Below are 23,631 nucleotides of genomic sequence, written 5' to 3'. Positions count from 1 at the left end.
AGGGCTAACTTTTTTAAATTGATTTTTTGATTTGTTCATAAGACGTTTCGGCGTCATGACATTTTTCCCAAATAACAGCTTTGCCAGCAGCAAGTGATTTGGGTACATCAATAATCCGTTGATTACTACTGCCACGAAATTGTAAATTTAAATTACGTTTTGCCAGTTCAAAGCGCCCATCAACTAAAATGTCAATTGAATGGAGTAGTTCAAGCTTATCAGGCGTTTCTAAAAGTAGTTCTTCAAAGGTATACCCTGACCAAGACCAGATATCTTTGGCTGAGCCAAATGTTTCCCGCACACGTTTGACTACACTAAGACAAACATCTGTATTCAGAAAGGGTTCACCACCCAAAAGAGTCAAACCTTGGACATAGTCATGGGACAAATCTTCAATAATTTGATTCATTAAAGATTCTGTAAACGGCGTACCGTAATTGAAATTTTGGACAGCTTTGTTAAAACAACCTTCACAAGCAAAGAGACAGCCGCTCACATATAAACTATTGCGTACACCTTCGCCATCAACAAAGTTGAACGCTTTATAATCGGCAATCTTTTTTTGGCTGTAGTCTTCGGTTTTCCATTCTTGTGGTTTTGGATTACGCATCAGCAAAACTTCTTTCTATAGAATAATCGAGTTTAATTTTTTAAATGTTTCACACGAGAGGAAATTTCTTTGTGACGACCGTGTACCATTGGGCGAGCTTGCGGGTTACCTAAATAACCACAAGTCCGTTTAACGACATCACAAGTCTTAGGATCATGATTGCCACATTCTGGACATTCAAAGCCACGTTCAGTTGGATGGAAGTCCCCTTCAAAACCACAGGCATAACAATGATCAATTGGCGTATTGGTTCCTAAATAGCCAACTTTGTCATAAGCGTAATCCCAGACAGCTTCAAGTGCTTTGGGATTTTGCTGTAACATGGGGTATTCACAGTAGTGGATAAAACCACCAGAACAGTATTTTGGATAATCCTTTTCAAAATCAAGTTTTTCAAAAGGCGTTGGATTTTTGCGTACATCATAATGGAAACTATTTGTGTAATATTCTTTATCTGTAATATTTTCGACGATGCCAAATTTTTCAGTATCTAAACGGCAAAAACGGTCAGTCAAGCTTTCGCTCGGTGTAGAGTAGACACTAAAATGATAGCCGTATTCGTTGCCCCAGTTGTCGGCATTTTTTTTCAGTTCTTTTAAAATATCCAGTGTAAAGTTTTTGGCCTCTTGATTGTCCTCCCAAGCACCGCCGTAAAAGGCAGAAGCCACTTCATACAAGCCAATATAGCCAAGTGAAACCGTGGCACGTTTGTTTTTAAACAGTTCATCTACGGCATCCTGTGTAGCTAAACGTTTTCCAAATGCACCATACATGTATAAAATCGGTGCATTCGCTGGTTTAGCTTCTTTAACACGTTCAACACGATAAACCAAAGCATCTTTAACGATCGCTAAACGTTCATTTAAAATTTGCCAGAACTTTTCTTGACTTCCTTGCGCTTCTAAAGCGATTCTTGGTAAGTTCAAGGTCACAACGCCTAAATTCATTCGGCCAACATTTACTTCTTCACCTTGTTCGTCTTTCCAGCCTTGTAAAAAGGAACGACAGCCCATTGGTACCTTAAAACTACCTGTTAGTTCAACGATTTTATCATAGTTTAAAACATCAGGATACATGCGTTTCGTTGCGCATTCCAGTGCCAGTTGTTTAATATCGTAGTTTGGATCAGTAGGTTGCGCATTGACGCCTCGTTTAATTGTGAAAATCAGTTTTGGGAAAATAGCTGTTCGTTTTTCAATCCCTAAGCCATTAATTCGGATTTGTAAAATCGCCCGTTGAATTTCTCGCTCAAACCAGTTGGTACCTAAACCAAATCCCAGAGAAGTAAAAGGGGTTTGTCCATTGGAAGTAAATAAGGTATTAATTTCATACTCAAGACTTTGCATGGCATCAAAAATATCTTTTTTCGTTTTCTTCTGAGCGAATGCTTTTTGGCGTTCTTCTCCTTCAATCCATTCTTGCGCATCTGCTAAATGTTTTTCATAATTACGTTCCGCAAAAGGCGCTAATAATTCATCAATCCGATCGGCAGAGCAACCACCATACTGACTGGAAGCTACATTGGCAATAATTTGAGAAATTTGTGCAGTGGCCGTTTGAATTGATTTTGGTGATTCGACATCAGCGTTCCCAATTTTAAAGCCATTGTTTAGCATGCCTTTAAAATCAATTAAACAGCAGTTTGTCATGGGCGTATATGGATGATAATCTAAATCGTGATAATGAATGTCGCCTTTTTGATGGGCATTAGCCACGTGTGAAGGCAACATCTTTAAACCAATTGATTTTCCAACAATCCCAGCGGTTAGATCACGTTGCGTATTAAAAACGTCACTGTCTTTGTTGGCATTTTCGTTCACGACAGTCTGATCTTTATTAATTAATTTGCCGATAGATACATTAATATCAGTTGCTTTACTACGCTCAAAATCACGTTGGGTTCTGTAATGAATGTATTCTTCGGCTAAGGCATACTCATTGTTGGATAGCAGAGTATGTTCCACAATATTTTGAATTTCATAAATTTTTACGTTATTGGTAAAACGTTCGGCAATTTCTCGATTGACATCGGCAACAATCGATTGGACTTTTTGATGTGTCAAAGGAGTGACTTGGTCATGTATTTTTTGTTCAGCTTTGATCAAAGCGTCGTATATTTTTTGATCATCGAAAGTCACTAAACGACCATCTCGTTTGACGACTTTAATTGTTGAGAGATTAACATCCTCGGCTTTTTCATCAGTAATCTTCATCATTTTATCCAGCTCCTTATATCTCGTTAGTAACTATCCTAATACAAAGGTCGGCTAAATTCAATCGATATATTGCGTATTTTTAGTAAAATATCACTAGACAAACACTATATATTGTGCTTGTGCTGTTTTGAAAAAATATGAAAACAAATGAAGAAAAGGATTGAGCAAATTTTTTTGTGTGAAAAAAATTCTTTGTCAAAATTAAAAAACAGCAAAGAGTTTTTTGCCAAATTGCTAAAAGCAACACTAAAAAATAACAATTATTAAATAATAATTGTTTGCAGATTTATTCACGAAATGCCAATTATTCTTTGACTACCGAACGATATTGTAAGATAAAACGATGTTCATTCAGATTTTTTCTTGGTAAAATAAGAGTAATAACAAAACGTTGGAGCGAGAAAAATGAAAAAAATTGTAGAAGTAAACCATGTCAGCAAGACATATGGTCGTTTAAATAATAAAACAGAAGTATTAGATAATATTTCGTTTACCGTTGATGAAGGTGAATTTGTGGGGATTATGGGTCCCAGTGGTGCCGGGAAATCGACACTGTTGAATGTCTTATCCTCGATTATTTTGCCAACCGCAGGAATCGTGCGCATCGCCGGACAAGATATTTTGAAAATGCGAGATAATCAATTAAGTGATTTTCGGAGAAACGAAATGGGGTTTATTTTTCAATCGTTTAACTTAATTGATACGTTAAATGTGAAGGACAATATTCTGTTGCCTTTAGCTGTAGAAAAAGTTTCATTAGAAGAAATGGATAAACGTTTGTTACATGTGACTTCGATTTTGGGGATTCAGGAGCTTTTATCTGCTTATCCACCAGAGATATCTGTGGGACAAAAACAACGGGTAGCAGCTGCTCGTGCTTTGATTACGAACCCTAAAATTATTTTTGCAGATGAACCAACTGGCTCGCTGGATTCAAAATCAGCAACAGAATTGTTGAAATATTTAGCTGAAATTAATCTACATGATGATGCCACAATTTTGATGGTGACACATGACCCGTACACGGCCAGTTTTTGCAATCGCATCTTATTCATTAAAGACGGTGCGATTTTCTCAGAAGTTGTTCGTCAAGGATCACGTAAGGAATTTTTTAATCGTGTGATAGATATGCAAGCAACGATTGGTGGAGGCGGGCGCGCAAATGATTTTTAAACTATCATTAAAAAATTTAAAAGCTCATGTACCTAATTATCTGGTTTATTACATTAGTATGACTTTTGCAGCGGTCGTTTATTATTGTTTCCGTGCGATTGCTTACAACCAGCCTCTTGTCGCAGGTGCAGGCCGTGATATCGAAATTAAGCGATCTTTAGGACTTGGTAGTACCTTAGTCACCATTATTATTTTGGGCTTTATGTTGGCAGCAAATCGTTTTTTTATAGGAAAACGTAGCCAAGAAATTGGATTGTATCGATTAATTGGCTTGAGAAAGAGCCAAGTTTCACTAATTTTTTTAGTGGAAAATTTAGTTTTAGGCTTTGTTTCACTAATTAATGGGATTATTTTAGGAGTGATTTTCACCAAGTTGTTTTCAATGATTTTAGCCAAAGTTATGTTTTTAGAAGTGCCCAGTTTCTTCTATATTTCTTGGCGTTCCGTTATTGAAACCGGTGTAGCTTTTGCATTTATGATTCTGATTGTCTGCTTAAGAAGTATTTGGATGATTTATCGTTATCCATTGTCGCAGCTTATGCACCAAGAAAAAATTGGTCAAATTAATTATAGTCGTTTAACGAAACGGCGGCAGTTTCTAGGTATTTTAGGTCCTATTTGTTTACTGGCCGGTTATTTTATTGCGTTTGATTTTCGTAATTTAGCGACAGGTATTGTGTATAAACAATTAAATGATTCATTGGATATCTCGATTCCAATGATTATTACGTTGACCCCTTTTATCATTTTGGGTCTATGTGTGGTGGGAACTTATTTATTTTTCCGTTATACTATGTATTTTATCATTCGCTTATTTAATCATAGAAAAAAATGGTATTACCAAGATTTACGCATGATTATTTTAGGCAATGCCAAACGCTACTTATTTAAAAGTAGCAAAACACTCACTGGTTTGACCTTGTTAATTGCGACAGCCTTGAGTGGGATCGGCGTGATGGTTTTTGTGTATACGATTAGTATGCACACGGTCAACAGTGATGGCCCCGTGGACTTTTTAGTTTCACAGGAAAGCTATCCTAAATTGAAGAAAGTTCTCGATGAAGCGAAGGACACCAAAATAAAAAATGAAGTGACACTTTCTTATAAAATTACTGGAATTGAACGCACCTTGCGAATTGGTCAAGCGCAAGAGGAACAAGAAACGATTGAAGCAGTTAATGTTTTATCCTTCTCCAATTATCGTAACTATCAAAAAATTAATCCTTATTTGAATGATTTACATTTAAAAAATGACCAAAGTGTAATCTATATGGATAGCTTTACCAATATCTTAAGTGGTATGTCTCGTTATGGCGCGAAACTGCAATTTGTTGAAGGAGAGACGGCACAACTGCAACAAGTGCTGCCAAACTATTTAGGCAATTTTTTACTGCAATATTCCTTACCAACGATTGTCGTTTCCGATGCCCTTTATCAGAAAGTGACAAAAAATTCCATTCAATATCAGATTAACGCCGTAAATGTTGACACGAAAAGCCGTGAAAAACTTTATGAAGCCGTAAATAAACAGATTGCCACAGAATGGCAAACACCAATTTTGTATAAGTATGAAAAAAACAACCAGCAGTTGAGTGGTTTTGCCAAACAAATGCCTAACGAAGAGGCAAAGAATACGCAAGATGATGTCACAGAAACTTGGCGGCTAAATATGAATGATCGCTACGCCTCTTTACGCTATGAACGAAAAATTAACGGTTTGACTTTATATGTCTCCATGTTTGTGGCGATTTTAGCGTTGTTTATTACGGGCAGTATTTTGATGTTACGACAACTGTTTTCAGCTGTAAGTGAGCGTCAAGATTACGTGACTTTAAAACGGATGGGTGTTTCTAGTAAAGCGATAACTAAGCAAATTTATCGACAGAATAGTTTGATTTTCTTTCCGCCGATGGTCATTGGGATTTTGCATACCACCTTTGCTATTTATTTGTTAAGCCAATTTATTAAGAGTCCAGGATATTTGTTAGTATATCTTTCTTGTGGAATCTTAATAATTGTTTATCTAATTTTTTATATTTTAACGTCTGCCATTTATGCGCGGATGATTCGACACATCCATTTTTAAAAAACTGTAAAAGCCGTTGTGAAGCGGTTTTTACAGTTTCTTTATGCGAAAAAATTATGAGAGTTCCCTTTATGAAAATCATGAAAATTTAAGAAGTGACGAAATTGTTAGTTTTTTTATTAAATTGTAAGAAATTTCAATGGACTTTGCTGAAATATAGCATAAAATAATGGATAGCGATTAACCTTAGGAGGTGAATGATAATGAAAACAACTTTTCAGAAAATTCTCAATAACGAAAGTCTTAAATTCATCGGTAAAACGTTATTTTATTCTTTCATTGTCATTGCATTAATTTATCTTTATCATTACAAGAATATCAATGGAGGAACCTTCATTTATAACGAGTTTTAAGGAGGCGGCTATATATGGAAAAAGTAATTAATATGATTCAAACGATTGATGAATGGGCACGTAAAGAACCCCAACGTCCTGTTTATTTAACCGAAGAAAAAGTCTCTACGTATGGAGAGTTAAAAGAAAAGTCAGACAATCTAGCCGCTTATTTAGCTGAGCTGAAAACGGACAAGTCAGCGATTGTCGTATACGGAGAATTAGATTTTGAAATGATTGTGAGTTTTCTAGGCGCATCGAAAGCTGGTTTTAGCTATATCCCCATTGATGCACATACACCAAAAGAACGCATTGAACTAATTCTAAACGTAGCCAAACCAACCGCAGTGATTGCTGTGCATGAATGGCCTGAGTTAGCCACCGAAGTGCCAGTAATTACGGCGGAAGAATTAACAGAAATGATGATGCATGCACCTCGACATGCGCCTGCGTTGACGCCTGTCACAGGAGCAAGTAATTACTATATCATTTTCACTTCAGGGACAACTGGCGTACCAAAGGGTGTGCAAATCAGCCATGATAATTTAGTTAGCTTTACGAATTGGTTGTTGCGAGATTTTGGTTTAGAAGAAGGGGCCCGCTTTTTAGCACAGGCACCTTATTCGTTTGATTTATCGGTGATGTCTATTTATCCCGCATTGGCGTTAGGCGGCTCATTAACTCCGTTACCCAATGAAATCATTAACGATTTTAAACAATTATTTACGCGTTTGCCACAATTAACAATCGACGTCTGGGTTTCAACACCGTCCTTTATTGAATTGTGTCTAATGGAACCAAGCTTCGATGGTGAACATCTACCAGCACTGCGCACGTTTTTATTCTGTGGAGAAGAATTACCAAAACCAACGGCTGAGAAATTAGCCGCTCGTTTCCCAACTGCGCATATTTATAATACGTATGGGCCGACAGAAGCGACTGTAGCGATTAGTGCCATTGAAATCACTCAAGAAGTTTTAAAAAGTGTTCAACGTTTACCAATCGGGTATGAGAAAGAGGATACGCAAATTTATATTATGGAAGGCATGTCAAAATTACCTGCAGGTGAAATTGGTGAAATCGTCATTGCTGGACCAAGTGTTTCCAAAGGCTATCTAAATAATCCTGCGAAAACAGCTGAAGCTTTTTTCCAATTAGATGGCGTACCAGCTTATCGCACAGGCGATGCTGGAAAGTTAGTCGATAACCTATTGCAGTATGAGGGACGCTTAGATTTTCAAATTAAATTGCATGGCTACCGCATTGAGTTAGAAGAAGTGGATCATCACTTAACGAATGTTTCCTACGTGAAACAAGCAGTCGTTGTGCCGAAATATCAAGGAAATAAAGTCCAACAATTAATTGCCTATGTCGTTCCGCAAGCACATGAATTTTCAAGTGATTTTCAATTAACTAAGGCAATTAAACAAGAATTAGCCACGTTGACAATGGACTATATGATTCCACAAAAATTTGTATATGTTGAACAATTACCTTTGACAAGTAATGGCAAAATTGATCGGAAAGGGTTGATGAATGAGGTGAATGCCACATGATGAATTTTCCTCATATGATTCCCTATAATGCACCGTATTACTTCGTTCTGCTAATTGCGGCTCTGTTGCCAATGATTTTAACCTTAGCCATTAAAGGGACACGTTGGCCTTGGTACCAAACACTCGTGACATTGGTCTTTCTATATATCAGTTTTGGTGGCGAATTTTGGCAACAAGGAGTCGCTCTGATTGTATATGTTATTTATCAAACGTTACTAACGTGGGGCTATGCGGCTTATCGAAAAAATAAAAATGCAGGTTGGGTCTTTTATCTGGCTGTCTTTTTAGCTATATTACCGCTTGTTTGGGTGAAAGTTTCTCCCTTCATGACAGGCAAAACAACCTTACTTGGCTTTTTAGGGATTTCTTATTTAACCTTTAAAGCGGTCCAAGTGGTCATGGATTTACGGGATGGCGTAATGAAAGAATATCATCCGTTTCGTTACATTCAGTTTCTCTTGTTTTTCCCGACTATTTCTTCAGGACCCATCGATCGTTATCGGCGCTTTGAAAAAGATTTGAAAAACCCGCCGAGTGCGGAGAAATATTTAGACTTTTTAGAAAAAGGAATTTTTTATTTATTTCTAGGATTTTTATATAAGTTTATTATCAGTCATTATCTTGGTGGTGTCTTTTTACCACATGTGGAAAAAATGGCCTTGGCACAAGGTGGTTTATCTTGGTGGACAGTCGGCTATATGTATAATTACAGTTTGTATCTATTCTTTGATTTCGCAGGCTATAGTTTACTGGCCGTTGGCACAAGTTATTTAATGGGCTATGATACACCAATGAACTTTAACAAACCGTTCCTAAGTTGGAATATTAAAGAATTCTGGAATCGTTGGCACATGACCTTATCTTTTTGGTTCCGTGATTACATTTACATGCGCTTAATGTTTTTCTTAATGAAAAAGAAAGTCTTTAAGAGTCGGATTGTGACTTCTAATATTGGTTACTTTGCGTTGTTCTTAATCATGGGCATTTGGCATGGATTAACGTGGTTCTACATCGCTTATGGGCTCTACCATGCAACACTAATTTGTGTGACAGATGCTTGGCTACGTTTTAAGAAAAAACATAAAGACAAGATACCATCAAACAAATTTACACATGCATTTGCAGTCTTTTTAACTTTCCAAGCGGTTTGTGTCAGCTTCCTGATTTTCTCAGGATTTTTAGACAAACTATGGTTTAAATAAACAAAAATAAAAATATAAAGGGGCAATTTACAATGAACATTCAAGAAACAGTATTAAACATTTTAGAAGATATTACAGGAACAGACGAAGTTGTGAACAATCAAGATATTCAATTATTTAAAGAAGGATTATTGGACTCTTTAGCAACGGTTCAATTATTAGTAGAAATTGAAGGACAATTAGGAATCCAAGTTCCTGTATCAGACTTTGACCGTGAAGTATGGGGAACACCAAAACAAATCATTCAACAAGTGGAAGCTTTACAATAATGTCTAGAAAAAAACGACTAATCAGAATCTTAGGTCCAGTGCTTTGTTCAGCGGTCTTGGTTGCAGTGTTCTTTTTTGCACCGTTCAGAATCAATTTAACTTCCGAAAAAACGTTGAAGGAAGCATCAACGTCAATGGCACCGAACGTTTTAAAAGGCAATGTGATTAAAAACAAAGCAGTGGCTTCTGGTAAATATGTTCCTTTTTTTGGCTCTTCTGAATTAAGTCGATTTAGTGCTTTCCACCCTAGTGTGCTCTCTGAAAAGTATCAACGGAACTACCGACCGTTTTTACTAGGAGAAGCGGGCACACAGTCATTAACCCAAGCGATGGTCATTCATTCGATGGGCGATGCGATCGCCAATAAAAAAGCGGTCTTTATTTTATCTCCGCAATGGTTTGTCAAAAAGGGTGTACCTAATGATAGTTTTGGTGCACACTATTCACAATTACAAACCTATCAATGGTTAGCTAATTTAACCGAATTAACCAGTGGTGACCAATATCTAGCACAACGTTTGACCAAATTTCCAGTTGTTCAAAAAGACAAAGTCTTAATGGAAACTTTGGCAAATCTGCAGGCAGGGCAACTTCCCCAACGCTCTCAACGAGATTATTTTATAATGAATCTCCGTTTCTTGAATCGTGAGGATGAATTGTTTAGCCAAATTGGCATGGTTAGCAGAGAACCAATTGTTGAAAAAGATATGAAACAATTACCCGCTACGTATAATTTTAATGAATTAGATCAGCTAGCTGGAAAAATTGCGGCAAAAGCCATAAATAATAATAAATTTGAAATTAGTAACGGTTTTTATCGCCAACGGATTAAACCAGTTTTACCGAAATTAGCTCATTCACAAAAGAAATGGGATTATCGTTTTTCTCCAGAATATGGTGATTTCCAAGCTGCGTTAGAACAGTTAGCAGAAAAAAATGTCGATGTTTTATTTGTAATCCCACCTGTTAACAAACGTTGGTCGGACTATACGGGCTTGTCACAAGATATGTTGCAACAAGTAGCACGCAAGCTGAAATATCAACTTCAAGAGCAAGGCTTTACTAACATTGCTGACTTCTCAACATGTAGTAATGAACGTTACTTTATGGCGGACACGATTCATTTAGGTTGGCGTGGTTGGCTCGCTGTTGATCGTCAAGTAGATGAATTTATGAAACAACCTGCGTCTAAAAAGTTAGCGTATCAAATTGATGATCGTTTTTATCAGACAGATTGGCAACAACAAAATCCATTGGTCTTACCTCAATTTTAAGAAGGCAAGATGGATTAAGTACCAAGTATTTGAAGCGGACTAGAAGCGCTTCGTAACAATGAAAATAGCCTGTACCTGCCGTTGAATAACGAGCGTGCAGGCTGTTTTTTCGTTTATTTTTAGTGGAGAACGTTGCTCAATTTATTTTTTGTAAGTATTTTTTTAGTTCGTGGTATAATGGATAAAATTGGTTTTTGAGGGGAGTTATTTTTATGGATGCAAAAGAAGAAAAAATGTTAATTGATTTAACAAGTGCTAAAGGGATTGCTGGGAATGAAGACGAAGTACGTTCGTTATTTAAAAAGTATGCAGCACCGTATGCGGATAAATTTTTATATGATGGCCTTGGCAGTATTATTGCAAAAAATGTTGGTGATAAAGAAGGACCAAAAGTCTACATTTCTGGGCATATGGATGAAGTCGGTTTCATGGTTACCCAAATCACAGAAAAAGGCTTTTTAAAATTTCAAACCGTTGGCGGTTGGTGGGGGCAAGTGATGTTGGCCCAACAAGTTCAGATTAAAACTACGACTGGTAAGGTTTACCATGGTGTCATTGGGTCTAAACCACCGCATGTGTTAACAGCGGAAGTTCGTAACAAACCCTATGAGATTGCAGATATGTTTATTGATATTGGTGCAAGTAGCGATCAACAAGTTGCAGAATGGGGGATTCATCCAGGGGATATGGTGACACCATATATTGACTATCGTCGCATGAATGATACAAAATTTTTATTGGCAAAAGCGTGGGATAACCGAATTGGTACGGCCGTTTCATTAAAAGTTTTAGAAAATTTAGCGACAGAAGGGCACCCCAATATTTTATTTGCAGGCAGTGATGTGCAAGAAGAAGTCGGGCTACGCGGTGCGCAAACAAGTACGCATCTTGTGAATCCAGACATAGCGTTTGCTTTAGACACAGGAACAGCTGGTGACACACCAGGAATGACACCTAAAGAAGCCGACTCTGTTTTAGGTGAAGGACCACAAATTTTGATTTATGATGCATCAATGATTCCGCATAAAAAATTACGTGATTTTGTTATTCAAGTGGCGGAAGAAAATAACATTCCCTTCCAATATACAGTGATTACAGGGGGAGGTACGGATGCTGGCCGCATGCATTTAACACGCAATGGGATTCCATCATTAGCCATCACGGTGCCTGTTAGATATCTGCATTCACATACCTCAGTTATTCATGAAGATGATTATTTCAACACAGTCAAATTAGTCACAGAAGTGGTGAAACGTCTAGATAAAGAAACAGTCGCTAAATTGACTAGTTATTAGTTTCAGAAAGGATGGAATGAATGAAAAGTTTAGTAACAAATTCGCAACATCGTGCCAATGCTCGCAGAGCCCTTGATGGGCAATGGGGGATCATGGCTTGGTTAACTTTCTTAGGAGTGGTTTTACAGAGCTTCTTAACATCGATTGTGCAAAATTTATTTTCTGGTGAAAATCAAGTTTTTCAAAGTAGTTTTGCCGCAGTATTACTGCAAATTTTTGTTTTATTCGCGTTAAGTTATGCGCTATATTACGCAGCCTTGAAGGTGTTGCGTGGTGAAAAGGTGCGGGTCAATATTTTAATGAGTGTTTTTCAAGGAAAATATTATGGTCCGCTATTCGTGGTCAACCTACTTCAAAAAGTACTTGAACGTGTAATTGGTTTGTTATTTTTGTTACCAATTTTATTTGGTGCAGGGACAACCTTGTATTTCAAATTGATGTTTAGTACAGTTACACCAGAGGAAATCCAAACCTTTTTCTTAAATGATTTTTCCTTTTTCCTAGCGTTTGGCGTTGCCACTATCTTGATCTTTTTAATTGGTTTGTTTGTGAGTGGCGTTTTTCAATTTGCTGTGTGGCTACGTTTTGATAATCCAGAACTGCCAATTATGATGGCGTTGAAACAGGCGTTATATTTAATGAAAAATCGTTTTTGGCAATATTTATGTTTACAATTTTCTTTTATTGGTTGGTATATTGTGGGCTTTTTAGCTATTGGTATCGGTCTATTATGGGTGATTCCTTATAACCATGTAGCGTTAGCTAGTTTTTATCAAACTGCCTTAGAAGAAAAAGGTTTAGCCGAAGAATAAAAAAGAAGCTTGAATCCTTTGTTATCTCGACAAAGGGTTCAGGTTTTTTCTTTGTCTTTTTGTGAAAATTTAAGCGTTTTAACCTCGTTTTTCCGTTATTCTATGGTAACATGGAAGTATCGTATTGAAGGAGGTTGTCCACACATGAAATTGACTGTCTTAGGCTGTTTAGGTGCTTATCCATACAAAGGAGAAGGAACGAGTTCCTATTTGTTAGAATCTGAAGGCTTTCATTTGCTTATTGATGCAGGCAGTACAACATTAGTGCGTTTAGAAAACTATCTAGATCCATTGAAATTAGATGCTGTCATTCTGTCGCATTATCATCATGACCATATCGCAGATTTAGGCGTTTTACAATATTATCGTCAGCTTTATCCAACGCTGGAACCGACTCCTATTTTGCCAATATATGGCCATACACAAGATCAAATGCATTTCAAAGAACTAACGCTTCCTAACGTTTCCGAAGGGAAAGAGTATTTTGAAGCAGAAGAGTTGGCAGTAGGACCATTTTTAATTACTTTCATGGAAACGATTCATCCTGTCACTTGTTACGCGATGCGGATTGTTGAAAAAGCGACCGGCAAAGTCTTTGTCTTTACAGGAGACTCTGGTTACTTAGCAAGTTTTGAAGACTTTGCAAAAGACGCGGATTTATTCTTAGCGGATACGTACTTATTTGAAGGTAATGAACGACATCATGCACATTTTACATCAAGAGAAGCGGGTGAAATTGCCAAAGCCGCACAAGTCAAACAATTGATGTTGACCCATTTACCACAACATGGGTCATTGGAACAACTACGTGAAGAAGCGCAAAACTATGCTGGAACGGAAATTCCAGTGACATTAGCCCAACCAGATTTAACAGTTGAGATTTAAAAAAGTAACTATACCAAGGGAGAGAACCGATTGTGATTTTTGTACCGAATGAAAATAATGACCCACGAGTGAATTTAGCAATTGAAACATATTTGTTAACAGAAATGCCTTTAGATGAGCCCATCCTTTTATTTTACATTAACGAGCCGTCAATCATTATTGGCCGTAACCAAAACACAATTGAAGAAATTAACAAAGAATATGTAGATGAGCACGGCATTCATGTTGTTCGTCGCTTAAGTGGCGGCGGCGCCGTTTATCATGATCATGGTAATTTGAATTTTAGTTTTATTATGCCAGATGACGGCAACTCTTTCCGTGATTTTGCGAAAGTTACCCAACCAATTATTCAAGCATTGCACGACTTAGGCGTTGAAGGTGCCGAATTAAAAGGGCGCAATGACCTAGTGATTAATGATATGAAGTTTTCAGGAAATGCGATGTACGCTACCAACGGCCGCATGTTTGCACATGGAACCTTAATGTTTGATAGTGATATTGATGAAGTTGTAAATACATTGAAAGTACGGAAAGATAAAATCGAATCTAAAGGTATCAAGTCTGTTCGTTCACGGGTAACAAACATTAAACCATTTTTATCTGAAGATAAACAAGAGATGACAACGGAAGAATTCCGCCAAGAAATTCTTTTGAAAATTTTCGGCGTAGATTCGATCGACCAAGTTAAAACGTATGAATTAACTGATCAAGACTGGGCGGCTATTAACAAAATTTCAGAGCAATACTATCGCAATTGGGATTGGAATTATGGTAAATCACCTGCATTTAACTTAGAACGTCGCCATCGTTTCCCAATTGGTTCAATTGAAATGAAAATGAATGTGGCAGATGGTGCCATTCAAGAAATTAAAATCTTTGGGGACTTCTTTGGGCTTGGTGAAATTAAAGATGTTGAAGATATTTTAACCGGTGTGAAATATGATAAAGCTTCTTTAGAAGAAGCCATTGATCAAATTGACGTAAAAAAATACTTTGGCAATATCGAAAAAGAAGATTTGCTTGGGTTAATTTATTAAAAAAAAGACAGCCGTTTCAAACGGTTGTCTTTTTTCTAGCTAAAAAATAATTTTTAGCTTTTAGAAAGGTAGTACTATGTGCAAAATCGTCGAAACGATTTTTATCAGGGAACTATCAAATAGCTCGCCTGCATATGTACTTGAACCAAGTCAAGTCCGGGAATTTGGTTATGTGCTTCACTATAAATCACTATCTGTAAAGAGTATACAAGATTTCCTTTCTTTTGTGATACCAAATTTTTACAGACAAAGTAGTAAAATTTGACGTTTCTTATTTTAGCAAGGTTATAGGCTTGTTTTGGGGCTTGAAATAGCAAGAATTGAGAGTGATTTAAGGGAAAATATTAACATATGTAGAAGTATTTTTATAAGAAATAACGAGAAAAAATCAATAAGTATGTTCTTGAGGGCTACTTTTTGACGTTTTCTAATTAAAACTTAATAAAAAATAGCGGAAACAAAGAAAAAATGTGCTTACAAAAAGTAATCCGCACTTAGCTAGGAAGTTAAGAATGTGTAGGTTATTTTCAAACAAATACTAAGAATCCTATTTCAATCCTTTACAGAGGAACAAGGACTTCGTATAATAAAGGGACGAAAAGGAGCGAAAGTGATGAGAAACGAAATGATGCATCGACCAGTCGTTAAACCAGAATTGGTTGAGTATATGCGTACAAAACAAAAGAAACTTCCCGGAGAATTAGGTGCCGTGGAGGCAGAAGCCAATGAAGCAGGGGTGCCGATTATTCCGCACGAAACAGTAGTTTTTCTACAATTTTTGCTAGGACAACTAAAGCCTAAAAATATTTTAGAAATCGGGGCAGCAATTGGTTTTTCTTCAAGCTTGATGGCCCAATTTGTTGGTGAAGATGGTCACGTGACCACGATTGATCGTTTTGACGTAATGATAAAAAAAGCGAAGAAAACCTACCAACGCCTAGACTTAGAAGAAAAGGTCACTCTTTTAGAAGGACAAGCAGCTGAGATTCTACCAACGTTGGAAGGACCTTATGACTTTATTTTTATGGATAGTGCCAAATCAAAATACATTGAATTTTTACCTGAATGTTTACGGTTGCTGCCAGTTGGCGGCGTTTTAATGGTGGATGATGTATTTCAAGCTGGGACAATTTTAGACCCTGCTGAGGAAGTACCGAAAAAAAATCGAGCGATTCATCGTAAATTAAACCAATTTTTAGATGTAGTCATGGCGCATCCTGATTTAACTTCTACTTTAGTTCCTCTTGGTGATGGAGTTATTTTAATTACCAAAGAGAAAGAAACGATTATTTTAGATAGTTAAAGAATGTCTTCACAAAAAGAAAGCGAATCATTAAAAAGCAAGTTCTTTTAATGATTCGCTTTCTTTTTTATGTTATTTAAAAAGTTATCTCACTATTTCTAATTGAGAATGATAATCATAAAATTCTCAATAGGACAGTATTATGTGTTAATAAAACCTTGTTTGTTTATAATTATTCTATTGACGGAATAATTATAAACTGTTATCCTTAAAGAGTAAAAAAACAGAGGAGGAACGACAATGAATTTAATTAATCAAAAACTTTTTGACTTTGAATGTGATGCCTATCACGATGGTGAATTTACACGAGTATCAACAGAAGATATTTTAGGAAAATGGAGTATTTTCTTCTTTTATCCAGCTGATTTTTCTTTCGTGTGTCCTACGGAATTAGGGGATATGCAAGAGCATTATGCGCATTTACAGGAATTAAATTGTGAGGTTTACTCTGTTTCAGAAGATAGTCATTATGTGCATAAAGCATGGGCTGACGCTACAGAAACGATTGGAAAAATTAAATATCCAATGTTAGCCGATCCCAACGGTCAACTTGCTCGTTTCTTTGGCGTTTTAGATGAAGCTTCTGGAATGGCTTACCGTGCTTCATTTATTGTGAGTCCAGAAGGTGACATCAAATCTTATGAAATCAACGACATGGGTATTGGTCGTAATGCTGAAGAACTTGTTCGTAAATTAGAAGCTTCTCAATTTGTAGCAGAACATGGTGATAAAGTTTGTCCAGCCAATTGGCAACCAGGAGAAGAAACAATTGCGCCAAGCTTAGATTTAGTTGGTAAAATTTAAATTCGCTTTGTAAATAGAGGTCAAAGAGTTGGATAAAACAGAGAAAATGTTTTGTTCAGCTCTTTTTCTGAAACACAGAAGAAAGAGGAGAAGCAAGTGACAGATGAAATCTACGATTTGATTATTATTGGTGGCGGCTCAGCTGCTTTATCTGCAGGTATCTATGCAGGTCGCGCAATGATGGATACCTTAATTATTGAAAAAGACAAAATTGGCGGACAGGTAACGACGACTTCTGAAATTGTGAACTATCCAGCGATTCGTCACACAACAGGTCCAGAACTAATGGAAGAAATGCGCATTCAAGCACAAGACTTCGGTGTAGCTTTTACAAACGACGAGATTATTGATGTTGATTTTAGTCAAACGATAAAAACTGTTCAATCGGCGAGTCAAACCTACCAAGCATATGCAGTATTGATTGCGACAGGGGCCTCTGCTCGTAAAATTGGTTTCCCTGGTGAAAGTGAATTTACAGGACGCGGCGTGGCCTATTGTTCTACTTGTGATGGGGAGTTTTTCCAAGGTCTGGATATTTTTGTGATTGGTGGCGGTTATGCAGCAGCGGAAGAGGCCGTTTATTTGACACGTTACGGTAAATCAGTAACGATGATTATCCGAGAACCTGATTTTACATGTGCAAAATTAACTGCGGAGGCGGCCAAAAATCACCCGAAAATTAAGATTGTTTATAACACAGAAGTGAAAGAAATTACGGGAGATGATTTTGTCCGGAAAGCTGTGTTTGTCAATAACCAGACGGGAGAAGAAACGGTTTATGAAGCACCAAAAGACAGTACATTTGGTCTGTTTGTTTTTGCTGGAAATAAACCAAGTACAGAAATTTTTGAAGGGAAAATTTCCTTAGACCGTGGGTATGTGCCAACAACTGAGAATATGGAAACCAATATTCCTGGCGTTTATGCAGCAGGAGATTTACGAATAAAAGAATTACGTCAAATTGTGACGGCGGTTGCAGACGGTGCAATTGCCGCCACTCATGCGCAACGTTACGTGACAGAACAAAAAACACAGGCGGGCCAACCGATTGTAACGAAGCGAATGACTGAACGATTAGCTAATCAATCTGCCCCTGAAACAAACAGTCAGCAATCAAAAGAAAAACAGCCAGCGAAAGTTACTGGTAAGCATCAGTGGTTCCCAGAAAGTATGCGCCAACAATTAAGCGGTATTTTCGCTAAACTAACCAAAAAAGTGACATTGCTTCAGTTTTTGGATGCAAGTGATGAAAAATCATTGGAACTTCAGTCATTCTTAACAGAATTTGCAAGTCTGGATCAGAAGATTACTTTAGAAACGATTTTGAAAGATACTGAGCCAGCCAAAGAATTGCTGTATGGGATTGAAAAAATGCCTAGCGTTGTGCTCTTAGATGCGGCAGGAAACTATACAGGAATTAAATTTAGTGGTATTCCTAGTGGACATGAAGTAAACTCGTTGGTTTTGGCGGTTTATAATGTCGGCAGCGAGGGGCAGCCGTTAGAAGCAAGTCTGCAAAAGAACATACTTGCATTGCCAAAAAGAAAAATAGAAATCTTTGTTTCACTAACATGTCATTTCTGTCCCGATGTCGTGGCCGCTTGCCAACGGATTGCATCAATTAATCCTCATGTTGAAGCAGAAATGGTGGACATTAGTCTATTTCCAGAGTTGAAAAAAGAAAAGAAAATTATGAGCGTTCCAGCAATGCTGATTGATGGCGAACAAATGATTTTTGGTTCAAAAACAATGACCGAAATTATTGAAGCCTTGGCTTAAAAGAGGCGGAAAAAAGTAAATAGCCTAAAGACCTAAGTCATTCAAAAAAGTGAGAAATACGTCGAGATGATGTATTTCTCACTTTTTTCGCATAGTTAGTCAAGTACCTTTTTTGATTAAGCGATTGAGTTTCCTAAAAAGAATTAAAAAGACACAACAACAAATGAACAATAGGCTTCCTGTTAGTGGTAAAAAGATACCTTGCATGTAGCTATCGATATGCATTAAACCAGGCACCTCGCTGAAAAAATCATGGATAAACTGTTGAATGAGCTTATTAGCTAGAAAAGCAGCTAAAGGCAAAACAAAAATCAAATAATAGATGGGTTGTAAGGCATAGCTAATTAAAATTTGTAATTTTGTCGTACCTAAAAGAGCTAAGATCAGTAAGTCGTTTTTTTGCTCTAAAAAAGTTAGGAAGAAAGCTCGGCAAATATAACTAATCAGGAAGAAAAAGAGTGTTCCAGTGCTGATTCCAGCCAAACCTCTGAAAATTTTCAAGGGAGGAATCACTGCATAATTATCAAGAAGAATCATTTGTGAAAGCCATCGAGAAAACAACAAAGTCAATAATAGAGCAGAAAAAGTCAGAAAACTAATAATAAAGATAAGAATCAACGTACTAAATTGTTTTTTTGAGCGCCACGCATTTTTGAGAGAGTCTGTGAATAAGTAAAGAATCGAATACATCATCACGTCCTTTCTGAAAAATTTTTGTTTTAGCGGAAAAGTTATGTAAAAGAAAAGACGTTATCTCCTGCCAACTAGCCACTGAAAGAGATAATGCCTTCGCTGGAAACAAGAACTGGATTATTTCACCAATACTAATTTTTTTAAAGGTTCAACCCCAAATCGTTGTTCTTGCTGTAAAAGAATTTCGGCACAAGCACGGCTATCTTCTAAAGCATCATGATGATTATTTAAAGTGATATTGAGGTTTTCACAAACGGTATTTAATTTATGATTAGGAAATTCAGGAAACAGTTTGCGACTCGTTTTGACAGTACATAAAGAAAGGTAATTAGGTTGTTCTAAGCCATAGTAATCTAAACAGCCAGCCAAAACGCTACAATCAAAACTTGCATTGTGAGCGACCACTAACCGATTTGGCTGAAAACAATGCTGAATTTGTTGCCATACTTCAGGGAATTTGGGCGCATTGGCAACATCTGATTCATGAATGCCGTGAATTTGCGTATTTCGCCAGAAAAAAGGTGTTTCTGGTTTGATTAACGTGTAAAATTCATCCACAATCCGACTATTTTCTACTTTAACAATTGCAATGGAACAGGCACTATGTTTATCATAACTAGCTGTTTCAAAGTCAAAAGCGTAAAAGTTCATTAAAAAAACTCCTTTCAACGCGTTGAGTAACACTTAAAAATCAAGTACAACTTCCACTGGACAATGATCACTACCAAGAATATCTGTATGGATTTTAGCACTGACTAAACGTTCATTCAAGGATTCTGACACAACGAAATAGTCAATCCGCCAACCTGCGTTATTTTTTCGTGCATTAAAGCGATAACTCCACCATGAGTAGATGCCCTCAGCTTCTGGATAAAAATAACGGAATGTATCAGTGAAACCACTGTCTAATAACTCAGTAAATTTTTGCCGTTCTTCAGGCGTGAACCCCGCATTTTTTTGATTGGTTTTCCAATTTTTTAAATCAATATTTTGATGAGCTACGTTTAAATCACCGCAAAGAATTACGGGTTTTTCTTGATTTAATTCGTTTAAATAGGCACTAAAAGCATCTTCCCATGTCATTCGATAAGCTAAACGCTTTAGTTCAGCTTGTGAGTTTGGTGTGTAGCAAGTGACTATGAAAAATTCTGGATATTCTAACGTGATCACGCGGCCTTCTTGATCGTGAGCCTCGATACCTAAGCCATAGCGAACACTTAACGCTTCTTCTTTAGCGAAAATTGCTGTGCCAGAATAGCCTTTTTTTTCGGCGTAATTCCAATACTGATGATAGCCAGGAAGTTCTAAATCAATTTGCCCAGCTTGTAATTTTGTTTCTTGTAAACAGAAAAAATCTGCATCTAATTCATTAAAAACATCCATAAAATTCTTTTTAACAACCGCTCGTAAGCCGTTGACATTCCAAGAAATACATTTCATTGTTGAAACTCCTTTCAAATAAGAAACGCTTTTGCTCGTTTCAGTGCAAACCAGAACCAAAGAAAAGGTCGCTTGGTGCTTTCTTCTATTCTAATACTTTTTAAAGAAGTTTTAAATACTTGAAAAGAAAAAGAGAAAATGACTGATTTTTGGAAAGAAGTAGTCTATGATAAAATAGTAAAAAGAGCAGAAATGAGGACAAACGAATGAAAATTGGAGTCATTGGTTTAGGAAATATTGCACAAAAAGCGTATTTGCCAACTTATAGTAAATGCCGCCATTTGGCAGAGTTTGTGTTAGCAACTAGAAACCCAGAAACACGACAAAAAATCGCTGATCAGTATGGCTTTACAGAAACCGTTGGGACCATAGAAGAATTGATTGAAGCAAAGATTGATGCTTGTTTTGTCCATGTAGCCACAAAAGTGCATGGTGCAGTCGTTCGCCAATTATTACAGGCTGGTATTCACGTCTTTGTGGACAAACCTTTAAGTGAAGAGCTTGCTGAAGTCAAAGAATTACAAGCATTGGCAGCAGCAAAAAATCTGTGTCTGATGGTTGGTTTCAATCGTCGTTTTGCCCCTTATACGGAAGTATTGAAAAATATTCCTGAAAAACAAACTATTTTTATTAAAAAGAACCGCATCAATACAACGAGAGAAACAAGTTTTATGATGTATGATTTATTTTTACATGTCGTTGATACCGCAGTTTATTTAGCGGAAGGACCGCTCCACGTGGTGCAGTCAAAATTAGTGGAAGAAAACGGTTATTTAAAACGAGCAATTTTACAATTAGAAACCGAACAGACAACGATTGTTTGTTCCATGGATTTACACTCTGGGGCCAATACTGAAACTTTTGAAGTCACCAGCCCCACAGGTACTTATCGCTTGGAAAATTTAACGCATTTGACCATCCAAACAGAAGAAGAATACCAAGTAAAAGAGATGGGAGATTGGACGCCAACATTGGAAAAAAGAGGTTTTTACCAAATGGTTACTGCTTTCATCCAGGCCATTAAAAAACCGCAAGAGCAAGAGTTAAAACAAGAAAAAGTCTATGAAAGTCATGCGTTATGTGAAGAAATGCTACGCCAACAACAACGGCATGTTCTTTAAAGAGGACTAGCAACTTTCTTTCTATCATGCTAGAATAAGACAGATATTTTGAAAAGAAAGGACTAACTTTCGTGAACACTAAAGCTATGTTAGAAACATTAAACGAAATTACTTTATTAGTAGATGAACCATTAAAAAACGTAACCTTTACCAAAACAGGCGGCCCAGCTGATGTGTTGGCCTTACCCAAAACAAAAAAAGAAGTCGAAGAGATTGTGGCGTATTGCCGAGAACAAGGACTTTCATGGTTAGTATTAGGCAATGCTAGCAACTTGATTGTTCGTGATGGCGGTATTCGCGATGTCGTGATTATGCTAACAGAAATGAAAGAAATCAAAGTAGCCGGTACCACCATGATTGTGGATGCTGGTGCCAAGCTGATTGATACAACCTACGAAGCCTTAGCAGCTGATTTAACTGGTTTTGAATTTGCTTGTGGCATTCCGGGAAGTGTCGGTGGTGCTGTTTATATGAATGCTGGAGCATACGGCGGGGAAATTAAAGATGTTTTCCAGTCTGCAGAAGTGCTGTTGGCAGATGGAACTATCCAAACCATGACGAAAGAAGACCTGAATTTCCGTTATCGTCATAGTGAAATTCAAGAATTACATTGTATTGTCTTGCAAGCAACGTTTGCTTTAGAAAAAGGAAACCATGCAGAAATTAAAGCCCAAATGGATGAATTAACGGAACTTCGTGAACTGAAGCAACCGCTAGAGTATCCCTCTTGTGGCAGTGTCTTTAAACGCCCTGTTGGTCATTTTACAGGGAAATTAATCCAAGACGCTGGCTTACAAGGCTTAAAATGGGGCGGTGCTCAAATTTCCGAAAAGCATGCGGGATTTATTGTTAACATCGATCATGCAACCGCAACAGATTATGTGGAATTAATTGCACATATCCAAGAAGTGATTAAAGAAAAATTTGATGTTGAATTACAAACGGAAGTTCGAATTATTGGTGAAGAAGTCTAAAAAATAAGCTAGGGAGGCAAGTCATTTTGACTTGCCTCCCTAGCTTTAAATCCTAAGATAAAGATCGTAAATTTTACTCGTCTTCTAAATTTTCCAATTCTACAACTTTAAAGTTTTTCCGCTCTAAATGTTCTACAATGGCTGTACACGTTTCGGCAGTTGTGCCGGCTGGTAAAGTAATAAGTGTGCGACGAACAAATTCTTCACTATCAACATCCAATGTAATACAGCTGGCGATGCTGCTATATTTGGCAATGATTTTTGAAATGGCTGCTAAGTCGCCTTGTTGACCAACTGAAGCAATTGTTAAAACGTAGCTCCCTTGTTTTACATTCCAAGATTGCGCTAAAATATTTAATAAGGTGCTGTGTGTTAAAATGCCGTAAAAATAATTATTTTCATCTAAAACAGCAATGTAAGGTAGTTCTTTAATAGTAAAAAATACCTTGAAAAATGAAGTGTTGACATAAATAAATTTTGTGGCATTTTTTAACAAATAGGTAACAGGTAAACTCATATCGCCACCGTTTGCTTTATGGCGGTAAATATGCATTTTATAAATATTTCCTCGGAAAATTTTTCCAGATTCGTCTAAAATTGGGACACAACGGTAACCTGAGTCTTCTAAAATAGAAAGAGCTTCTTCTAGAGTACAAGATTCATTGACGGTTGTTAAATTATCTTTTTTAATAACTACAGATTTTAATAACATAAACAGGCCTCCTAAGGGTTCATTTTTAATAAATTTATCATATCATAACTTAGCAGAA

The 23,631-nt window shown here is 36.9% G+C and carries 22 protein-coding genes; 16 read left to right on the top strand and 6 right to left on the bottom strand.

Going from position 1 to position 23,631, the window contains the following annotated elements:
* Nucleotides 1–13: 13 nt before the first annotated feature.
* Nucleotides 14–610 (bottom strand): anaerobic ribonucleoside-triphosphate reductase activating protein, encoded by a 597-nt coding sequence (gene nrdG, locus HMPREF2810_RS01090; RefSeq protein ID WP_002356379.1) that lies wholly within the window; start codon nt 608–610, stop codon nt 14–16.
* 32 nt (nt 611–642) lie between these two features.
* The gene (gene nrdD, locus HMPREF2810_RS01085; protein WP_002382497.1) at nt 643–2,826 is read right to left on the bottom strand and encodes an anaerobic ribonucleoside-triphosphate reductase; all 2,184 of its coding nucleotides are present in this window, start codon (nt 2,824–2,826) and stop codon (nt 643–645) included.
* Nucleotides 2,827–3,231: 405 nt separating this feature from the next.
* On the opposite strand from nrdD, the gene HMPREF2810_RS01080 reads away from it, so the two are divergent.
* The 14 genes from HMPREF2810_RS01080 to HMPREF2810_RS01015 all read left to right on the top strand — a co-directional run bounded on the left by HMPREF2810_RS01080 (nt 3,232) and on the right by HMPREF2810_RS01015 (nt 18,633).
* Nucleotides 3,232–3,999: an ABC transporter ATP-binding protein gene (locus tag HMPREF2810_RS01080; protein ID WP_002356382.1), complete on the top strand. Its 768-nt coding sequence runs from the start codon at nt 3,232–3,234 to the stop codon at nt 3,997–3,999.
* Nucleotides 3,989–6,085 (top strand): ABC transporter permease, encoded by a 2,097-nt coding sequence (locus tag HMPREF2810_RS01075; protein ID WP_002382498.1) that lies wholly within the window; start codon nt 3,989–3,991, stop codon nt 6,083–6,085. The genes HMPREF2810_RS01080 and HMPREF2810_RS01075 overlap by 11 nt, the downstream gene beginning before the upstream one ends.
* A 203-nt stretch (nt 6,086–6,288) precedes the next feature.
* On the top strand, nt 6,289–6,438 hold the full coding sequence (locus HMPREF2810_RS01070) for a teichoic acid D-Ala incorporation-associated protein DltX (protein WP_002356384.1): 150 nt from the start codon (nt 6,289–6,291) through the stop codon (nt 6,436–6,438).
* Between the two features lie 14 nt (nt 6,439–6,452).
* Nucleotides 6,453–7,973 carry a D-alanine--poly(phosphoribitol) ligase subunit DltA gene (gene dltA, locus HMPREF2810_RS01065; protein WP_002382499.1) on the top strand — a complete coding sequence of 507 codons (1,521 nt, stop codon included), beginning with the start codon at nt 6,453–6,455 and terminating at the stop codon, nt 7,971–7,973.
* Nucleotides 7,970–9,175, top strand: coding sequence for a D-alanyl-lipoteichoic acid biosynthesis protein DltB (gene dltB / locus HMPREF2810_RS01060; RefSeq protein ID WP_002382500.1), 1,206 nt, complete (start codon nt 7,970–7,972; stop codon nt 9,173–9,175). Before dltA ends, dltB begins: the two co-directional genes overlap by 4 nt.
* A gap of 32 nt (nt 9,176–9,207) precedes the next feature.
* Nucleotides 9,208–9,444, top strand: a complete 237-nt coding sequence (gene dltC / locus HMPREF2810_RS01055; protein WP_002382501.1) for a D-alanine--poly(phosphoribitol) ligase subunit DltC — start codon at nt 9,208–9,210, stop codon at nt 9,442–9,444.
* Nucleotides 9,444–10,718 (top strand): D-alanyl-lipoteichoic acid biosynthesis protein DltD, encoded by a 1,275-nt coding sequence (gene dltD / locus HMPREF2810_RS01050; protein WP_002356390.1) that lies wholly within the window; start codon nt 9,444–9,446, stop codon nt 10,716–10,718. The genes dltC and dltD overlap by 1 nt, the downstream gene beginning before the upstream one ends.
* Nucleotides 10,719–10,930: 212 nt before the next feature.
* Nucleotides 10,931–12,013, top strand: coding sequence for a M42 family metallopeptidase (locus HMPREF2810_RS01045; RefSeq protein WP_002367214.1), 1,083 nt, complete (start codon nt 10,931–10,933; stop codon nt 12,011–12,013).
* Nucleotides 12,014–12,033: 20 nt separating this feature from the next.
* Nucleotides 12,034–12,825, top strand: coding sequence for a DUF975 family protein (locus tag HMPREF2810_RS01040; protein ID WP_002381417.1), 792 nt, complete (start codon nt 12,034–12,036; stop codon nt 12,823–12,825).
* A gap of 144 nt (nt 12,826–12,969) precedes the next feature.
* Nucleotides 12,970–13,710, top strand: coding sequence for an MBL fold metallo-hydrolase (locus HMPREF2810_RS01035; RefSeq protein WP_002356393.1), 741 nt, complete (start codon nt 12,970–12,972; stop codon nt 13,708–13,710).
* A gap of 32 nt (nt 13,711–13,742) precedes the next feature.
* Entirely contained in the window at nt 13,743–14,747 is a 1,005-nt protein-coding gene (locus HMPREF2810_RS01030) for a lipoate--protein ligase (RefSeq protein WP_002356394.1), read from the top strand.
* Between the two features lie 613 nt (nt 14,748–15,360).
* Nucleotides 15,361–16,050, top strand: coding sequence for an O-methyltransferase (locus HMPREF2810_RS01025; RefSeq protein WP_002381418.1), 690 nt, complete (start codon nt 15,361–15,363; stop codon nt 16,048–16,050).
* A 240-nt stretch (nt 16,051–16,290) separates the two neighbouring features.
* Entirely contained in the window at nt 16,291–16,854 is a 564-nt protein-coding gene (gene ahpC / locus HMPREF2810_RS01020; RefSeq protein ID WP_002367212.1) for an alkyl hydroperoxide reductase subunit C, read from the top strand.
* Nucleotides 16,855–16,950: 96 nt separating this feature from the next.
* Nucleotides 16,951–18,633: an FAD-dependent oxidoreductase gene (locus HMPREF2810_RS01015; RefSeq protein ID WP_010715414.1), complete on the top strand. Its 1,683-nt coding sequence runs from the start codon at nt 16,951–16,953 to the stop codon at nt 18,631–18,633.
* Nucleotides 18,634–18,732: 99 nt separating this feature from the next.
* Here HMPREF2810_RS01015 and HMPREF2810_RS01010 read toward each other — a convergent pair whose 3' ends face one another.
* The 3 genes from HMPREF2810_RS01010 to HMPREF2810_RS01000 all read right to left on the bottom strand — a co-directional run bounded on the left by HMPREF2810_RS01010 (nt 18,733) and on the right by HMPREF2810_RS01000 (nt 20,766).
* Nucleotides 18,733–19,323 carry a hypothetical protein gene (locus tag HMPREF2810_RS01010; protein ID WP_002416195.1) on the bottom strand — a complete coding sequence of 197 codons (591 nt, stop codon included), beginning with the start codon at nt 19,321–19,323 and terminating at the stop codon, nt 18,733–18,735.
* Nucleotides 19,324–19,443: 120 nt separating this feature from the next.
* Entirely contained in the window at nt 19,444–19,977 is a 534-nt protein-coding gene (locus HMPREF2810_RS01005; RefSeq protein WP_010713133.1) for a 3'-5' exonuclease, read from the bottom strand.
* A 33-nt stretch (nt 19,978–20,010) separates the two neighbouring features.
* Complete coding sequence (locus HMPREF2810_RS01000) at nt 20,011–20,766, bottom strand: exodeoxyribonuclease III (protein ID WP_002382506.1); 756 nt, start codon at nt 20,764–20,766, stop codon at nt 20,011–20,013.
* A gap of 206 nt (nt 20,767–20,972) precedes the next feature.
* On the opposite strand from HMPREF2810_RS01000, the gene HMPREF2810_RS00995 reads away from it, so the two are divergent.
* Entirely contained in the window at nt 20,973–21,887 is a 915-nt protein-coding gene (locus HMPREF2810_RS00995) for a Gfo/Idh/MocA family protein (protein WP_002382507.1), read from the top strand.
* An 86-nt stretch (nt 21,888–21,973) separates the two neighbouring features.
* A complete protein-coding gene (gene murB, locus HMPREF2810_RS00990; RefSeq protein WP_002387193.1) occupies nt 21,974–22,861 on the top strand; it encodes a UDP-N-acetylmuramate dehydrogenase in 888 nt (295 codons plus the stop codon).
* 73 nt (nt 22,862–22,934) lie between these two features.
* On the opposite strand, the gene cbpA is transcribed toward murB, so the two are convergent.
* Nucleotides 22,935–23,573: a cyclic di-AMP binding protein CbpA gene (gene cbpA / locus HMPREF2810_RS00985; RefSeq protein ID WP_002365057.1), complete on the bottom strand. Its 639-nt coding sequence runs from the start codon at nt 23,571–23,573 to the stop codon at nt 22,935–22,937.
* Between the last annotated feature and the right edge of the window lie 58 nt (nt 23,574–23,631).

This window comes from Enterococcus sp. HMSC078F03 (genome assembly GCF_001811595.1).
Lineage (GTDB): Bacteria > Bacillota > Bacilli > Lactobacillales > Enterococcaceae > Enterococcus > Enterococcus faecalis.
Note: the sequence above shows the minus strand (reverse complement) of the source record. Positions and strands in the feature narration are given on the sequence as shown.

Coding starts and splice junctions, on each gene's coding strand:
- nrdG (WP_002356379.1), bottom strand. CDS start 610: ATGCGTAATCCAAAACCACAAGAATGGAAAACCGAAGACTACAGCCAA.
- nrdD (WP_002382497.1), bottom strand. CDS start 2,826: ATGATGAAGATTACTGATGAAAAAGCCGAGGATGTTAATCTCTCAACA.
- HMPREF2810_RS01080 (WP_002356382.1), top strand. CDS start 3,232: ATGAAAAAAATTGTAGAAGTAAACCATGTCAGCAAGACATATGGTCGT.
- HMPREF2810_RS01075 (WP_002382498.1), top strand. CDS start 3,989: ATGATTTTTAAACTATCATTAAAAAATTTAAAAGCTCATGTACCTAAT.
- HMPREF2810_RS01070 (WP_002356384.1), top strand. CDS start 6,289: ATGAAAACAACTTTTCAGAAAATTCTCAATAACGAAAGTCTTAAATTC.
- dltA (WP_002382499.1), top strand. CDS start 6,453: ATGGAAAAAGTAATTAATATGATTCAAACGATTGATGAATGGGCACGT.
- dltB (WP_002382500.1), top strand. CDS start 7,970: ATGATGAATTTTCCTCATATGATTCCCTATAATGCACCGTATTACTTC.
- dltC (WP_002382501.1), top strand. CDS start 9,208: ATGAACATTCAAGAAACAGTATTAAACATTTTAGAAGATATTACAGGA.
- dltD (WP_002356390.1), top strand. CDS start 9,444: ATGTCTAGAAAAAAACGACTAATCAGAATCTTAGGTCCAGTGCTTTGT.
- HMPREF2810_RS01045 (WP_002367214.1), top strand. CDS start 10,931: ATGGATGCAAAAGAAGAAAAAATGTTAATTGATTTAACAAGTGCTAAA.
- HMPREF2810_RS01040 (WP_002381417.1), top strand. CDS start 12,034: ATGAAAAGTTTAGTAACAAATTCGCAACATCGTGCCAATGCTCGCAGA.
- HMPREF2810_RS01035 (WP_002356393.1), top strand. CDS start 12,970: ATGAAATTGACTGTCTTAGGCTGTTTAGGTGCTTATCCATACAAAGGA.
- HMPREF2810_RS01025 (WP_002381418.1), top strand. CDS start 15,361: ATGAGAAACGAAATGATGCATCGACCAGTCGTTAAACCAGAATTGGTT.
- ahpC (WP_002367212.1), top strand. CDS start 16,291: ATGAATTTAATTAATCAAAAACTTTTTGACTTTGAATGTGATGCCTAT.
- HMPREF2810_RS01010 (WP_002416195.1), bottom strand. CDS start 19,323: ATGTATTCGATTCTTTACTTATTCACAGACTCTCTCAAAAATGCGTGG.
- HMPREF2810_RS01005 (WP_010713133.1), bottom strand. CDS start 19,977: ATGAACTTTTACGCTTTTGACTTTGAAACAGCTAGTTATGATAAACAT.
- HMPREF2810_RS01000 (WP_002382506.1), bottom strand. CDS start 20,766: ATGAAATGTATTTCTTGGAATGTCAACGGCTTACGAGCGGTTGTTAAA.
- HMPREF2810_RS00995 (WP_002382507.1), top strand. CDS start 20,973: ATGAAAATTGGAGTCATTGGTTTAGGAAATATTGCACAAAAAGCGTAT.
- murB (WP_002387193.1), top strand. CDS start 21,974: ATGTTAGAAACATTAAACGAAATTACTTTATTAGTAGATGAACCATTA.
- cbpA (WP_002365057.1), bottom strand. CDS start 23,573: ATGTTATTAAAATCTGTAGTTATTAAAAAAGATAATTTAACAACCGTC.